Here is a 14,824-nt window from a genome sequence, read left to right on the forward strand (position 1 = left end):
TGCAATCCGGATCAGACCTGGTGACAACGAAATCGACGTTCAAAAGCGAGGCCGATCGCGCCGTCATGCGGCGTCTGTGGCTGTCGCGCTGGTCCGATCCTGGTGACACTACGCTTGCCGTGATACTTTTGGCGCCCGCAGCGATCCTGCTCGGCGTGATGATCGTCTATCCGGTGAGCCGGCTGATCTACACGAGCTTTCTCGACCTGTCGCTGACGTCGGGCCTGCCGGCGCGGTTCGCGGGGCTCGCGAACTTCAAGCAGATGCCTGATGATCCGGTGTTCTGGCAGGCGACCTGGAACACGGTGCTGATCACGCTCATCACCGTGCCCGGCTCGCTCGTTGTCGGGTTCGCACTCGCGCTGCTCGCCAATCTGCCGTTCCAGATGAAATGGCCGGTGAGGCTCTCGCTGCTGATCCCCTGGGCGCTGCCGCTCTCCTTTGCCGGTCTAATCTTCGGTTGGTTCTTCCATTCCGAGTACGGCGTCGTCAACGATGTGCTGCGCCGGATCGGTCTGCCCGGCGTGATCTGGTTCAACTCGCCGCGGCTCGCCTTCGCCGCGATCTGCCTTGCCATCATCTGGAAGGCCTCGTCCTTCATGGCGATGATCATTCTCGCAGGCCTGCAAACCATTCCGCGTTCGATTTACGAGGCCGCCGACGTCGACGGCGCTGGGCGCGTGCGTCGGTTCTTCGAGATCACGCTGCCGCTGCTCAAGCCGACGATCGTCGTCGCGCTGATCTTCCGCACCATTACCGCACTGCAGACCTTCGACATTCCCTACATGATGACGGGCGGGGGGCCGGGTACCGAAACCGCGACGCTCGCCATGTACATTCATCAGAACACCGTTTCGTTCCTCGACCTCGGCTACGGATCGGCGCTCGCAGTTGTGATGTTCGGCCTGTCGATGCTGGTAACCGCGCTTTACCTGCGCATGATCCGCGGCAACGGGGCCGCATCATGAGCACGGCTGTCGCCTCCACGTTCGACTCGGCTCTCTCAGGCAAGCCGCTGCGGGCCATCGCCTCGTTCATTCTCGTCGTCAATGGCCTGTTTCCGGCTCTGTGGATCCTGCTGACCTCGTTCAAGACCGAGGCCGAGCTCACACAAAAGCCGATCACCTGGCTGCCGCAGGCAGCGACGCTGCGAAACTACTTTCAGGCGTTCTCCGATCAGCCGCTGCTCACCTTTCTGTTCAACAGCTTCATGGTCGCGCTGCTCTCGACCGCGCTCACGCTGCTGGTCTCGGTGCTCGCGGCCTATGCGCTCGCGCGGCTGAACTTGCGGTTCAGGGGGCTGATCATGGCCGTCATCATCGCGGTCTCGACCTTTCCCCTGGTGACGCTGCTGGTTCCCCTGTTCGAGACCATGCGCGCGCTCAATTTGCTGAACTCGTGGACAGCATTGATCCTGCCCTACACCGTGCTGAGCCTGCCCGTATGCACCCTGGTGCTGACGTCCTTCTTCGAAGGCATTCCGCGCGATCTTGAAAACGCCGCCATGATCGATGGCTGCACGCGGTTTGGTGCGCTGTTCAGGGTGGTGGTGCCGCTGTCGGCGCCCGGCGTCTTCACGGCCGGCATCCTCGCCTTCGTCAACGCCTGGGACGAATTCTTGCTGGCCCTGTCGTTTAACTCCAATCCGGGATTGCGGACACTGCCGGTCGGTATCCAGCTCTATCAGGGTGAATTTGCGTTTCCTTGGCCGGTCATCTCGGCGGCGCTCGTCGTCGGGATCGTCCCCGTCGCGATCCTGATCATAATCTTCCAGGAGCGTGTCGTCTCGGGGCTGACCGCAGGTGGCATCAAGGGCTGACGGAAAGGCCGAGAGGAATGCACTTGAAACTCGAGACGACCCCGTCTGGCTTTGCGCTATCGATCTCGGGCCGCCAGATTCTCGCCCACAGTGCCGCGGCGCCATGTTTTTTTGTCGGCCGAGGCAACGACAGCATCGAAATGCACCGCGGCCGCTTCGCGATCGAGGATCGCCTAGCCGAACGCTGTCCGCTCGCGCATGCCGAGATCGACGGTAACACGATCATGCTGTCCTCGGCCAAGGGCCAGCCTGCTCGCCTCGCGGTGACGCTTGAGGGCGATGCGCTGAAGCTGCGGTCGCTCGATCCCTCTGTGAACCGGTTCTGGCTGCGTGTCGTGGCCAACCGTAACGAGCATGTCTGGGGTGGCGGTGAGCAATTCTCCTATTTTGATCTGCGTGGACGACGGTTTCCGTTATGGAGCTCGGAGCCGGGCGTCGGGCGCGACAAGACCACCGAGATTACCTTCAAGGCGGACGCGGTGGGCCACGCCGGCGGCGACTACTATCACACGAACTATCCGCAACCGACCTACATCTCCTCGGCGCGTTATGCGCTTCACGTCGAGACGTCAGCCTACACCGTGTTCGATTTTCGCGAGGACGGGTTTCACGAGATCGAGGCCTGGTCCGTTCCTGGACGCATCGAGCTATTTGCGGCGCCGTCGTTTGTCGCGCTGGTGGAGATGCTGTCCGCGCGATTCGGCCGTCAACCGCCGCTTCCAGAGTGGATTTACAATGGCGCGATCGTCGGCCTGAAGGACGGCGCGAACTCCTTCGCTCGCCTCGCGAAGATGTGCGCGGCCGGCGTCAAGGTTTCCGGTCTCTGGTGCGAGGATTGGGTCGGAATTCGGCCGACCGCCTTTGGCGCGCGATTGTTCTGGGATTGGAAGGCCAACGAGACGCGTTATCCGGGCCTGCGGCAGCGCATCGCCGAATTGAACGATCAAGGCATCCGCTTTCTCGGTTACGTGAACCCGCATCTCTGCAACGATGGCGTCCTATTCGAGGAGGCCGAAAATGCCGGATTCTTCGTCAAGGACGCCTCGGGACGAACGGCCCTGATCGATTTCGGCGAGTTCCACTGCGGCACCGTCGATTTCACCAATCCGGATGCCGCGGCATGGTTCTCGGAGGAAATCATCGGCAAGAGGATGCTCGACTACGGCCTATCCGGCTGGATGGCAGATTTCGGTGAGTATCTGCCGGTTGACGTACGTCTCGCCAGCGGCATCGATGCAAGACTTGCGCATAACCTTTGGCCGACGCTGTGGGCCGAAGTGAATGCGAATGCTGTGGCGAGCCGCGGCCGCACCGGCGAGGCCGTGTTCTTCATGCGGTCCGGCTTCACGGGTGTGCAGAAGTGGTGCCCGTGGCTCTGGGCCGGCGATCAATCGGTCGACTTTTCCAGGCATGACGGGCTGGTCACGGTGATCTGCGCCGCCCTGTCGTCGGGATTGCTCGGCAACGCGTTTCACCATTCCGACATCGGCGGCTATACTAGCCTGTTTGGCAATTTGCGCACGCCCGAGCTGGTGATGCGTTGGAGCGAGATGGCAGCCTTCACGCCCGTCATGCGCAGCCACGAAGGCAACAGGCCTCGTGACAATCTGCAGCTCGACGGCGATCCGGCGGTTCTCGAGCATTTTGCCAGGATGACCGCGATCTACGTTCACCTCTCGCCTTATCTCAGGACGTTGTCGCTGGAAGCTGCGCGCCGGGGCCTTCCAGTGCAACGTCCGCTGTTTCTTCATCACGAAGACGATCGGCGAACCTACGGCATTCAGGATTGCTACCTTTATGGCCGCGATCTGCTCGTCGCGCCCGTCTGGCAGGCGGGCCAGGATCAGCGGAGCGTCTACCTTCCGTCAGGGACCGATTGGACTCATGTGTGGACCGGCCAGTCATTTGCCGGTGGGCACGAGACATCGGTCGCCGCACCGTTGGGGCGACCACCGGCGTTCTATCGCGCGGATAGCGAATTCGAGGCGCTCTTTGCGGGATTGCGCCGGGTGTAGCGGCCCTGTCGGCGTCCGGAGAAGACGTCAGCAATGGGTCCAAGAGCGGAAGTAGGCGCCTCTGCACTTCAGAACCTCAGCCACTGCTCCGTCTAAGTATAAATGAAGAGCATTCCGTGGGGCAGCCGTGTCTACGGCTTCGCCGCAACACGAGATGCTGGCCGACGTCTCCGGGTCACAAGCGGGCATCCTGGTGCTGTCCGACGTGCGGCCCGAAAGCCAGCATTAGGTCGATTGGGAGAGGACAGTTCAACAGGAAAGCGGCGGTCGACTTACTCAAACAAACCTCCAGGCGGCATGCAGCGCTCGGTCGGGCGGCTGCGATTTCGTTGCGTTGTGGTGAGCAGCACCAACCCTGGCGATCAAGCCTATCGAGAGTAACTCCGTCATCGTGGGCTCAGCGTAAGCCGAGAGTCGCTCCGGTCGAATTTCTGGATTTGATGAGCATCCATTGGGTAGAGCTCGGCTACGCGATCCACTCAATACACAACCACGTACTTCGATTGCCGAATGGCTGACGACCGTCGGGATGCTCGAATACGCGACGCGGTTCGCCGAGAACGACATCGACGTTTCGGTGCTCGGCCAGCTCACCGATCGCGACCTGAAGGAGCTGGGCGTCTGGCTTGGTGACCGGCGCAAGCTGCTGGCGAACATTGCCGAATTGTCGGCGTCGGGCGCCAGTCCGATGGCGACCGCACCGGCGCCAAGCGGCGACGGGCGGTATTAGTAGTTTGAAGGACGGGCTGTGGATTGTTGAGCGCCCCGAGCGGAGCATGTGCCGGAGAGCCAAGTAGGAACCATTGGCAGAAAGGAGATTTGGTTTACTAGATGCATTTCGAAGGGTTTACGTATGGCGATCGCTGCTTTTAGAGGAACAACGCCGCTGTTTCTCCCTGAACGTTTTTTCATCGGGCGGCTAGAAGGTTGGGCAGTGCTCGAAAGTCTAGTTGGTGGACTACTGAAGCGCGCAACGATTGCTGGTCACGGCGAACTAGATGCGGAGACTGATACAGTGCTTTTCATCGAGGCATATACATTTGACGATGGTCATAGCGACACTCTGCATTGGACGATCCGAAAAGGTGAAGAGGGCAAGTACACGGGCCTGGAAAATCGACTGGAAGGTGAAGCCATTGGGGAGCAAGCCGGTTGCGCATTCCATTGGAAATACACGCGCGATACACCGCAAGGGGACGGCAAATCGTTCAAGTTGAATTTCGACGATTGGTTTTATGGAATCGATGAACAAGCTTGCATAGTCCGGGGCCGTGCTGGCCGTGCTGGCATCCCATTTGCGACGGCGCACGTTACTTACCACAAGCTTTAGCTTCTGGTGTACGCCGCTGCCACGGTCCCCGGCCACTGGCGCAGCCGCACAACGGCATGACGCCGCTGGCTACTTTAGTTAGAAGCTGGCCAGCCGCGCAACCGCAGCCTGTAACCGTGCTCGGTCATCCATTTGGCGCGTTCGAGATGACTTTCAAAAGCCCGACGGGCGCGGGTGGGTTCGCGCTTGGGATCAATGTGCAACACGAGCTGCGCCACCTCGCGCCAATCGGCCCCCGCCGCGTCGGCATCCAGCAGACGCAGATACGTGACGGCGTGTTCATGGTCGTAAGGGGTCAGGGCGGCTGTACCAGTCGGCGCTGTGTCCGCGACATCTGGATTGGCAGGAATAATTCGCATTCATCGAGCCTCAAGAAGGTGGCTAGTGGCCCGCCATTCTGCGCGAATGTCCCGCCACTCATAGTGTCGATTTCAGCACCACGTGGTGCGCCGCCCCTACCACTCTCCCGGCGGTCCTAGAAATCCCGCTCCTTGGGCGCTACGCACGGCATTTTGATTTACCGGGCGTTTTTCGCCGCCCCCGCGGCCAGAGCTTAGGGGCGCGGCCCCTCGGCGCGGCGCAACGGCAGGCCCGCCGGTTTTGGCTCCCCCACGCGCTCCGCGCGCGGTCCCCCCAAAAAAGTTGCTTCAGCCCTTGCCCTTGCACACCTCGCTGCTCGCCCACGAGGGCTGGGGTTATGGCGGCTCTTTGCCGCGCACAACCCCCCGCCGCAAGGAAAAAACCATGAGCAACAGATCCAACAAATCCGCCGAAGCCCGCAAAATCGTGATGGTGCCGCTCGAGCCACGGAACACACCGAGTCGCCACTCGCCACGATCTCCGCGACGATCCGCGCCTTGTCCTCGTCGCTCCACTTCCGCCGACGACCGGCTCCGGTGAAGACCTCAAGCCGCCGCACTGGCTCCGTGATAGCAGTATGCACTGTGTCCATTCTAAGCCTAACGGTCCAAACCGAACCGCAGACTCGCAGATCGCAGGTGGTCACTGAACAGCGCTTACGCTTTAGTGGACGAAGGGAAGACATCAAAGAATTGAAGGCTCACTCCAAGACGCGGACGCCGGTCGTCAAAATCGCGAAGATGACCAGGCGAAGCGAGGTTCGCTATGTCAGAAGGCACTGTCCCTAGGGATTGGTCTCGGCCATTAGCGGTAGTTGGGAGCCTTGTCTACGATGCTCGGCGTTTTACTCAATCGTCGGCCATGTCGGACTGAGAGCGGCGCACAATCTATTGTCGCGAGCGATTGGCGCGCGCGTCGATATACAACGCGGCGGTAAAGGTGAAGGCTAAAGCCAACACGCCCACTCCTGCCGTAACCAACAGGCCTGCAAACATGGTTCGACCATTATTGCTGCAGGCTCGGGACGACAATTCACGTTATGCTACGGGCGTGAAACAAACAGGGCGAATGCGCTGTTTCCCCGTGAATGTAGTACCTCAGTTACAGCATTTCCCAGTAATCGCTGCTAGGCATCTGGGATCCAGAGGAGGTCCAGCGTGTCAACAGATGCTCAAAACCCCGACCGGGACCAAAGCCGCGCGAAGGTTGTGCCGGGTTACACGGGTTTCCACCTTTCTCCCTCCACCCTCAATGAGGCAAAGTCGGCAAAAGCGGCGGAAGGTTCCACTGACTATTACTTTCCGGAGAGATGGAGTTGGGGGGCGCCCAGGTCGTCCAAATTTTGGTAGAATTCGGTCGAGCCTACCAACCGTGATTTCCTTGTAGATGAAGCGGGTGAATCAATCGCAACTACTGCGAGAGATCAAGGACCAAAGCCACCGGATTTAGCGCAATCTTATTGCGCAATCGGCTGAGGATGCTGCGAAGCATCAGAGTTTCCGAAGCGGTGCCTGCACTTTCTCCGCGGTGGGCGAGTCAGATCGCTCGTCAACGGGTCCGGACCCCCGAGATTGCCCGAGCGGCCCGGCTAGCGGACTTGGATCGCCGGGCGAATCCTTCTCTCCGCGCCTGCGTTTCAACGCCAGCCCGACCACTCCAAGAAACACCAGAACTGTACCGGCCACCATAAGCCAGTACGGGTAGCCTGTTCTCAAATCGAAAATTTCGTCCATCGACATGAAACTTAGTATAAGTCGGCAACGCGCTCGGCGTACAGGCTGCGCGCGGCGCTGCAGCCTTTACCTGATCGAGCATGAACTGAGCTCTGAGACGCTTGCAGGCGTTCTCGATATCCAGTCTTGCTCGATAACTGCTGACACCAGGAACGAGGCCTACAAACTCCGCACGAAAGTCGCCCACGTCCCCCACAGGTTTGATCAGGATGTTTTTTGGATCAAACCCGACGGCATCGGCGAGAAGGAGTTCGAGCTGAGCAGCACTCCTCTCCTGCATCGATCGTTTCCTTCAGCCTGTGCTTACGCTGCCTAACGGATCGGATTTTTCCTCTTCATAGCTTCGATCCCGGCTTCGGTGATCTTGTATCGCCGAAAACGGGCATCTTCTTCGATCCAACCCTTGCAGCGACCAAGCTGAGCGTTGAGCATTTGTGTGATCGTAAGTAAGCAGATGGCGAGATCTGCCGAGGAGTGGTCACGGGGTCCCGTCAGAGAGGAAGTTGCCAAAATTATTCGGCCCACCTGAGCAAACTTGGATTTGGAAGTAGCAACGCTGAGACGAGCAGGATCGGACATTCGTCCGAAACAAAGGCACCCATCGCTGATAAGATGCGCTCGCGTAGCCTGGAGGTCAGTGAGCGCGCTAAATCGCGTTGTGGCATATCCGGCGGCAGGCCCAGACAATCATTCTGTGAGCCGACCAGGATGAGGCTCGGGGCGCTATCCCCGAGTGCGCAACCATGGAACAAACAAGGCCTACCCGCGCTTAACCAAGTCAGGAGGCCGGCTATGTTGCGACTAAAGCCGTCTCGCCCTATCCGCACGACGCTCGATCTTGCCGACGCGAAGCAGGTGAAGTCTGTTCGGAAACGTTTCGGCATCTCCGATGCTGATTTGATTCGGACTGCCGACAACATCGGTAATTCATGCCGCCATACCGAAGCAAGTTGAACTCGAAAGAGTGGCGGCACTTGAATACTGCAGCTCCAAGAAAGAGCCCGCGTCCCTAGCGTAGAAATCTGCAGCCCTTCTATTAAGGAGGAAAATGCCATGAACGGCCTCATTTACCTGATAGGGTTGATAGTTGTAGTCGCGGCTATTCTTTCGTTCTTTGGCTTACGATAACGCCTCGCAGGCCGCTTGAGAGGCCGACCCAGCTGCTTGGCGCCGTTGAGCCTTTCGAGCGGCGAGCGCCAGACGGTCGCTGGGCAGACGCTGTGCTTTTTGAGACGCGCGAGAACACGCTTCCATGAGACAACTAAAATTAGCGATTCCGTAAAATGGATGATCCACACCAAGTAAACACGATCATTGCGACGACGATCGCGGATTTCTTCAAGGGACATCCTGACGCACAATGTGGAATTGAAGAAGCTAAGCTCTTGGGAAAGCAGATTATTGAAGCCCTGGAATGAGGCGGGCCTCCAGGTTAACCCAGTTGATCCGGCGCGGCCGTCCGCTAACTCCGCCTCATGATTTGCCCAGGCGCTCATAGTTGCACCGCTTTTCACGGTCGAACGTAATTCGAGCAAAGCCGCCTAGCCGCAAAGGTCGCGGTCATGGAAAACGAGCAGGAGTTAAAGCATCATATTGAGCTGGCTACACGCGCTGCGGCCTACATTAAAGATGAGACCACGGTGCAGCGGCTATTGCGATTAGCGCAGGATTAAGCGGCTCTTTGCGGCGCCGCGGCGGCCACAAATCAGGGCGAGGCTTACGAGCTCTGGGAACAGAGTGGGTGCCCTTCGGGGCGCGATTGGGATTTCTGGCTCCAGGCTGAGCGGACAATCGTCGACAAATTCAGCCGAGATGACGACACAAGGTAGTAGCCCAATGACGCCGTTGCTTTGGCCCCACCCGCTTCATGGGAAAAATCACGATCTGTTTTGCAGCGGGACGCCCCTGGAGGAGCGCTGGCCGGAATGTACAGCGAAGTAGATCTTGAGCAACGGCACGAGCCATGTACGCTCGACGACGAGCGGTCTTTGATAATTCTGTTTGAGCGAGAGACGAACGTGTTTGACTGGATCAAAGCTGACCCGCGACGGAAGGCAGTCCGAGAGGATCGGCAATATGTTGTTGGCCGAACGCAGCGCTTCCTAGGAAGTTACTTATCGTCAGATGGGTCCGGCAAGCAACGGTTCGTCCCGTCATTGATCCGCTTGCGGAGGACGCACAGATGGCCAGAGCCACTGCTGAAGCTGCGCTCGTGGTAGTGAAGCGCCGGAGCCGTCGTGGAAATGACGGGGGAAGACCATTCGGCCATTTTCATCACGGATGCTTACGCTACTGTAGCAATGGCATATCGTCGCGCCGCGGGCACATATACGATCGATCAGGACATGCAGCAGCTTGGCACCGCTGCAGTCCATCTTCTGACCATTGCGACGTCCTACATGACAGCTCACCCTCCAGCCGGAGGAAGTTGAGAGGCGAGCGCTCAGCCCTGCGGCTTATGTATTCGGATAGAGTAGAGATATGCGGGCGCGCCTCGGCCCAGCGGGGCGACAGTGTCCTTATCGTTAGCGTCCAACTAGGTTCAATAAAATCCAATTAGCGCTGAGTTTCCGTCACCTAAGCTGTGGGACCATCCACGTCAGTCCACCTTCGTCCTGTAAAATCCCAAACAGAATGTGGTATGGAATGTGGTATGGACCGGCGGCAACCACAGAAGGCTCTATCTGCTCTGCGAATTAACAAGCTGACTCAGCCGGGCCGATATGGTGATGGCAACGGCTTGTACTCGTCGTCGATCCATCCGGTGCAAAGCGATGGGTCCTTCGAACTGTTGTCCGAGGCAAACGGCGCGACATCGGCCTTGGCGGTCTGCGCCTAGTCTCCCTGGCTGAAGCGCGACAAAAAGCACTGGCGTATCGAAAACTGGCCAGAGAGGGTGGGGACCCCATCGAAGCCAAGCGCTCAGCCCGGGCGAAGATTCCAACATTCGCGGAAGCCGCGAGATCCACGATGGAACAGCGCCGCGGTGGTTGGAAGAAACGGTAAGGGCATGCCGATCAGTGGATGAAGAGCTTGGAAGGCAATTGAAAGCATCGAAACAGCAGACGTGCTGCTGGTGCTGTCACCAGTCTGGCTTTCTAAGCCGGAAACCGCGCGGCGCATCCGGCAACGGATAGCAACAGTCCTGGACTGGGCGAAGGCTGCTGGGTACCGCAAGGGCGACAATCCAGTCGACGGCGTCCGAATGCGGCTTCCTCGGCAGAACGAGAAGCGCCGCCACTTCGATGCGATCCCCTACGCCGACGTACCTGCCTTCGTTAAGCGGCTCCCCGAGGCGCCTACCGCCGAGTTCGCGCGACTAGGGCTTTAGTTTCTGATCCTAACTGCTGCTGCTCGAACGAACGAGGTGTAGAGAGCCCAGTGGGGTGAGGTGGACCTGGAAATGGCGACTTGGGCAGTCCCCGCCGGCCATATGAAAGCGGGACGAGAACACCGTGTCCCGCTGGCGCCGCGCGCAGTCGAGATACTTCGCGCCGCCCGCGCCTTGAACAGCGATTCAGGTCCGATCTTCCCAGGACGAGACTTGAGCTCTCCGATGTCGAACATGGTGTTTTTGATGATGCTGCGCCGATTGGGCGTCACCTCACGGTCCATGGCTTTCGTTCAGCGTTTCGGGACTGGGCCGCAGATACGTCTTCATCGGTTGCGGTTAGGGCCATCAGCCAACAACAAGACCCGCTCCTTGAAGATGCGCACGATGACTCCGAGCTTGCCGCCCGTAGTCGGCCACGACGACCCTTTCTTTTGGCGAACTCTCCTTGAGATATTCTGCCGGACCTATATCGCCGCTTGCGGCCGTCCACCGGAATGGTCGAAAGAACGTAAGGTGGCTCTAGGATTTGACCTGATCCAAATTTGGGAGGAGCATTTCAAGCAAAAAGAGATGGAGCCGAAAGGAGGCTTTGAAGACCTTGCGAGAGAAAGACCCCTACAAGACTAAATATAAGGAGGGGGGAGGTGGAGGGTCAGTCTGAAGGCTGTATCCGATGTCGCCAAACAGATCGAACCTATGGAAGAAACGAGCGGCGGACACCCCATGATTCGCCTGGCGCGACATTACAGCGATCTATTCCTGCCGGCGCTCGATCAGCACAACGGGAACCCAACATAACTGGTTTGCCGATAGGGCTCAGACAACAGGCACATTAATTCTCCCTGTTTTTAGTTCGAAGGAAAGCAGACGCTCACGGCATTCGACATTGCGTGAGGTTCTGCATGTCTGACACAAACTCTCGAGCCCTGTGGCGGCTTAGCGAAATTATTAGGCCCTATGGGCCATTGGCGTTGGCGAGGAGGACGTGGTGGGCCGGGGTCAAGTCCGGTCGCTTTCCCGACCGGTGAAGCTCGGGCCGCGCATCACCGCTTGGCGCGATAGTGACATTCAGAAGCTCATCGATCACGGCATCGAGCCGACGCTCGGAAACGCTGCGCATCCTCATAAAAAGGCCGCGGAGCCGCGGTCGTGAAGAAGGATCTTAATCGAGAACAAGATCTTGCAACGCCATTTGAATTGCAACTCGGCGGGGCGCGAACCGCATTTCGCAGTGGTTGCGTGTTCTCAGCAGGGCCGGCGCCGCGACGGATTACGATTTTGTCAAGTTGTTGGCTGAATGCGCTAGGCGCGACGAAAGAATCAGCGAACTCATGAGGCTGAATCTTGCCAGCGCCCAGGGACCTGATCCGCGGAGGGCATTATGGCCAGCGGTTATTATCGCACAAACAGGCCGAACACATGGCTGCTCCGACCAATCCTGCGACGTGAAGATTCTTCTTGCCAACCCGGAGCCGTCCACACCCACAGCGCTGCTATGTCCGATCCCCAAGAGATGACCCGACCAAGAGCATGCTGCTGCCCAGGGCAGCCTTTGACCCGCACCGGACTTCGGTCGGTTTTAACGCGGCGCGAACTCCGTGGGATCACGGCTCCTTGTCCCATAACGGCCGGAATGTGGCGCTTGCGCCGCCCGCTCGCCTATTTATTTCCCCTTCTCCGCCCAGCTTAGAGCGCGTTTCGTATCCACGTTTGACGCAACGCCCTCAGTACTGAAGAGAGTTCCTTGCGTCCGGTGGAGCAAGCGATGCGTACCGAATTGTCCTTTCACTGCAAGCTGCGCCACATGCTTGTTGCTGTTGCCATCGTTGGCCCCGTGGTGCTGACGCCCGAAATGGGTGCGGCCGAGGGCTTGCTTGATTTCTTTTTCGGTGGCGGCCAGAAGCAACAGCAGCAGACCTCGTCTTTTAACAACAATCCGCAATCACCACCGCCGCGGCCGGTCGTCGTAAGCGCGGGACCTGCTTTCTGCGTGCGCAGCTGCGACGGCAAATATTTTCCGCTGATGCGCGGCGCGGCGTTGCCGGCGCAGATGTGCCAAGCCTTCTGTCCGGCAAGCCCCACCAAAGTGTTCTTCGGCTCCAGCATCGACAGAGCCTATACCGCAACCGGCGAACGATACGGCGATAGCGAAAACGCCTTTGCCTATCGGAAGGCGCTGCGAGCCGATTGCACCTGCAACGGCCACAATCCCGCCGGTCTTGCGTCAGTCGATCTCGCGATGGACGGCTCGTTACGCTCGGGCGACGCGGTCGCTACCGCTGACGGGCTCGTCGCCTATTCCGGCATACGGGTCGGCAACGACCAGAGCCCAGATTTCACGCCATTAGCGTCTTCCGAGTTGACGCGCACGCCGCTTCCGGCGGCGACCATCACGCCGAAGCCGGTGCCTGGGCGCGACTAACGCATAGATGCGGATTGATGTTGCAATCAATGTCCGACGGTCACCTCTTGCAGACCTCCTTTCGTTGTCGGCCCGTCGCTGACGTTAGCCCAGAGCGCAAGTATGTCCGCTTACGAAAGGTGACCGGACCAAGTTCATGCTGGTCGACGAGGGTAGCCTTTGACCCGAAGCCGATCTTGCGGTCCTTAGTCATCGCTCTTGCGCCGCGAAAAAGTGCTAACCTTCTCATCCCACAGGCGTGGGTCCGTGGAGGGAGGGGCGCATGCGACGGCGGGACCTTCTTGCAGGATTGTTGGCGACGACAACGGCCACCGCGGTGCGAGCTGCCGAGCCAAACAGGGTCTACCGGCTGGCGTTTTGCAATCATTTCAAGCGGTTGCCGCGGGGGCCCATTGCGATCCGCATATTCGACCGCTTACGCCAGCTCGGTTACATCGAAGGTAAGAATTTGATCGCGGATGGATATTTCGCTGAGGATCGGCCAGAACGCTACGCGGAGATCGCACGCAAGGCTGTCCAGGCAAAGCCCGATGTGATCGTGGTGTCGTGGGACAACCAGCTCCTAGCGCAGGTCGCTAAAGAGACATCCACGATCCCGATTCTTTGGCAAATGCCATCGCTCGACGCCGGATTTGTGCGCAACCCTGCTCGGCCGGAAGGCAATATCACCGGTTTCGCCTTTGACGCCGGGACGGAGATGCAGGGAAAACACCTCGACATCCTGCCAAGCTGTCCCATCTGCGTCCCGTATCGCCTATCTCTCAAACCGCTACGATTGGGAAGGGACTTGGGGGCATGCGGTTGTCCAGGCTGGGCGCAGTTCGGGCATTTCAATTATCGGCATACCGATGGACCATTGGGTAGAGGACGAGGACTATCGTCGAGCATTTGAGACCATAGGCCAGCAGTCCGCAGACGCGCTCATGTTTAACGGGCTAGGTGGTAATTTCACTCACAGAAAACTCATCGCTGAATTAGCCTTGAAATATCGACTGCCCTCGATTGGTTGGTCTCCCGATATTGTCGAGAACGGTCCCGGACTCCTCTCTTACGCGGCGGACTTGAGCGATCTTACGGACCGCTTTGCTAATGCCGTGGGCCAAGTTCTCAATGGCACCAAAATAGCGGATATCCCCGTCTCTCCGCCGACGAAATTCATCCTCGCGATCAATCTAAAAACAGCAAGGATGCTCGGCCTCGAAATACCCGCCGGATTGGTCGCCCGCGCGGACGAGGTGAGGAATTGTGAAGGGTTTCGGATGCCGGCCGCATGACTGACGGCGCGGCGTATTCGGGCGGCCGGCGTCCGAAACCCTTCACAGCAGCGCCATCCAGCGATGTCCGCTCTTGCTTCATTGCCGGCAGCAAAGCGGACATCAGGTGAGCCGGAGCTGAGCGCTCCGATCAGGCCGCTAGCTAAGCGGACTTACTCGTCGTCCTCGTCATCTTCTACCTCCTCTTCGTCGTCCTCATCCTCGTCTTCTTCCACCTGGATGAGAGTGGCGAGCGGCATCGTCTCACGGAGCAGGTCGCCTTCCATGTCCATCCAGAGGCAGAGCGATCAGACCGGACAGGGCTACCGGCGGCCATCCGACGCTTTTGAACTCCATGCGGTCCGTCTTTTGCAGCGGCGGTTAGTAACAGGACCACCGGCAGCAAAAGCCGGCGGCTTGATTGCATTCCTTGGTTCCCCCAAAGGCGCTGAAATCCTACAGTGCCGGCGATCAAGATTCTTACCAGGGATATCGCTTGCTGCAGCCCGAACAAGTTCCCGACCTGGGTCAGATAGATCGCAAGTGGTCCATTCGGCG

The 14,824-nt window shown here is 59.0% G+C and carries 14 protein-coding genes and 2 pseudogenes; 14 read left to right on the plus strand and 2 right to left on the minus strand.

Translation table 11 applies throughout. The features are described from left to right. The first annotated feature begins 65 nt into the window (after positions 1–65). The 5 genes from ACVWZ4_RS36110 to ACVWZ4_RS36130 all read left to right on the plus strand — a co-directional run bounded on the left by ACVWZ4_RS36110 (position 66) and on the right by ACVWZ4_RS36130 (position 5,164). Positions 66–968, plus strand: a complete 903-nt coding sequence (locus ACVWZ4_RS36110) for a carbohydrate ABC transporter permease (RefSeq protein WP_456705550.1) — start codon at positions 66–68, stop codon at positions 966–968. Beyond that, a complete protein-coding gene (locus tag ACVWZ4_RS36115) occupies positions 965–1,819 on the plus strand; it encodes a carbohydrate ABC transporter permease (protein ID WP_456705538.1) in 855 nt (284 codons plus the stop codon). The genes ACVWZ4_RS36110 and ACVWZ4_RS36115 overlap by 4 nt, the downstream gene beginning before the upstream one ends. After that, positions 1,816–3,834: an alpha-glucosidase gene (locus ACVWZ4_RS36120; protein ID WP_456705549.1), complete on the plus strand. Its 2,019-nt coding sequence runs from the start codon at positions 1,816–1,818 to the stop codon at positions 3,832–3,834. Before ACVWZ4_RS36115 ends, ACVWZ4_RS36120 begins: the two co-directional genes overlap by 4 nt. 451 nt (positions 3,835–4,285) lie before the next feature. Beyond that, positions 4,286–4,564, plus strand: a complete 279-nt coding sequence (locus ACVWZ4_RS36125; RefSeq protein ID WP_456705537.1) for an SAM domain-containing protein — start codon at positions 4,286–4,288, stop codon at positions 4,562–4,564. Positions 4,565–4,687: 123 nt separating this feature from the next. Beyond that, positions 4,688–5,164: a DUF3833 family protein gene (locus ACVWZ4_RS36130; protein ID WP_456705536.1), complete on the plus strand. Its 477-nt coding sequence runs from the start codon at positions 4,688–4,690 to the stop codon at positions 5,162–5,164. Between the two features lie 74 nt (positions 5,165–5,238). Here the strand turns inward: ACVWZ4_RS36130 and ACVWZ4_RS36135 are convergent, their stop codons facing one another. Both ACVWZ4_RS36135 and ACVWZ4_RS36140 read right to left on the minus strand, forming a co-directional pair. Next, positions 5,239–5,523, minus strand: a complete 285-nt coding sequence (locus tag ACVWZ4_RS36135) for a DNA -binding domain-containing protein (RefSeq protein WP_456705535.1) — start codon at positions 5,521–5,523, stop codon at positions 5,239–5,241. Between the two features lie 194 nt (positions 5,524–5,717). Continuing rightward, complete coding sequence (locus ACVWZ4_RS36140) at positions 5,718–6,209, minus strand: transposase (protein ID WP_456734507.1); 492 nt, start codon at positions 6,207–6,209, stop codon at positions 5,718–5,720. 1,840 nt (positions 6,210–8,049) lie between these two features. Here ACVWZ4_RS36140 and ACVWZ4_RS36145 point away from each other — a divergent pair. The 9 genes and pseudogenes from ACVWZ4_RS36145 (at position 8,050) to ACVWZ4_RS36185 (ending at position 14,287) form a co-directional block, all read left to right on the plus strand. Next, positions 8,050–8,211, plus strand: coding sequence for a hypothetical protein (locus ACVWZ4_RS36145; protein WP_456705533.1), 162 nt, complete (start codon positions 8,050–8,052; stop codon positions 8,209–8,211). Between the two features lie 329 nt (positions 8,212–8,540). Continuing rightward, a complete protein-coding gene (locus ACVWZ4_RS36150; RefSeq protein ID WP_456705532.1) occupies positions 8,541–8,675 on the plus strand; it encodes a hypothetical protein in 135 nt (44 codons plus the stop codon). 309 nt (positions 8,676–8,984) lie between these two features. Continuing rightward, a pseudogene (locus ACVWZ4_RS36155) lies at positions 8,985–9,086 on the plus strand (DUF2934 domain-containing protein); the annotation flags it as partial. Positions 9,087–10,053: 967 nt separating this feature from the next. Then, a pseudogene (locus tag ACVWZ4_RS36160) lies at positions 10,054–10,263 on the plus strand (integrase arm-type DNA-binding domain-containing protein); the annotation flags it as partial. Between the two features lie 61 nt (positions 10,264–10,324). Further along, complete coding sequence (locus ACVWZ4_RS36165; RefSeq protein ID WP_456705531.1) at positions 10,325–10,588, plus strand: phage integrase central domain-containing protein; 264 nt, start codon at positions 10,325–10,327, stop codon at positions 10,586–10,588. Between the two features lie 225 nt (positions 10,589–10,813). Beyond that, positions 10,814–11,218, plus strand: a complete 405-nt coding sequence (locus ACVWZ4_RS36170; RefSeq protein ID WP_456705530.1) for a hypothetical protein — start codon at positions 10,814–10,816, stop codon at positions 11,216–11,218. A gap of 1,138 nt (positions 11,219–12,356) precedes the next feature. Then, positions 12,357–13,013: a DUF2865 domain-containing protein gene (locus tag ACVWZ4_RS36175; RefSeq protein ID WP_456705529.1), complete on the plus strand. Its 657-nt coding sequence runs from the start codon at positions 12,357–12,359 to the stop codon at positions 13,011–13,013. Between the two features lie 262 nt (positions 13,014–13,275). After that, entirely contained in the window at positions 13,276–13,905 is a 630-nt protein-coding gene (locus ACVWZ4_RS36180; RefSeq protein WP_456705528.1) for an ABC transporter substrate binding protein, read from the plus strand. A gap of 31 nt (positions 13,906–13,936) precedes the next feature. Then, a complete protein-coding gene (locus tag ACVWZ4_RS36185) occupies positions 13,937–14,287 on the plus strand; it encodes an ABC transporter substrate binding protein (protein WP_456705527.1) in 351 nt (116 codons plus the stop codon). Positions 14,288–14,824 lie beyond the last annotated feature (537 nt).

The organism is Bradyrhizobium sp. USDA 4472 (assembly GCF_054058595.1).

Coding starts and splice junctions, on each gene's coding strand:
- ACVWZ4_RS36110 (WP_456705550.1), top strand. CDS start 66: ATGCGGCGTCTGTGGCTGTCGCGCTGGTCCGATCCTGGTGACACTACG.
- ACVWZ4_RS36115 (WP_456705538.1), top strand. CDS start 965: ATGAGCACGGCTGTCGCCTCCACGTTCGACTCGGCTCTCTCAGGCAAG.
- ACVWZ4_RS36130 (WP_456705536.1), top strand. CDS start 4,688: ATGGCGATCGCTGCTTTTAGAGGAACAACGCCGCTGTTTCTCCCTGAA.
- ACVWZ4_RS36135 (WP_456705535.1), bottom strand. CDS start 5,523: ATGCGAATTATTCCTGCCAATCCAGATGTCGCGGACACAGCGCCGACT.
- ACVWZ4_RS36140 (WP_456734507.1), bottom strand. CDS start 6,209: ATGTCTTCCCTTCGTCCACTAAAGCGTAAGCGCTGTTCAGTGACCACC.
- ACVWZ4_RS36145 (WP_456705533.1), top strand. CDS start 8,050: ATGTTGCGACTAAAGCCGTCTCGCCCTATCCGCACGACGCTCGATCTT.
- ACVWZ4_RS36150 (WP_456705532.1), top strand. CDS start 8,541: ATGGATGATCCACACCAAGTAAACACGATCATTGCGACGACGATCGCG.
- ACVWZ4_RS36170 (WP_456705530.1), top strand. CDS start 10,814: ATGTCGAACATGGTGTTTTTGATGATGCTGCGCCGATTGGGCGTCACC.
- ACVWZ4_RS36175 (WP_456705529.1), top strand. CDS start 12,357: ATGCGTACCGAATTGTCCTTTCACTGCAAGCTGCGCCACATGCTTGTT.
- ACVWZ4_RS36180 (WP_456705528.1), top strand. CDS start 13,276: ATGCGACGGCGGGACCTTCTTGCAGGATTGTTGGCGACGACAACGGCC.
- ACVWZ4_RS36185 (WP_456705527.1), top strand. CDS start 13,937: ATGTTTAACGGGCTAGGTGGTAATTTCACTCACAGAAAACTCATCGCT.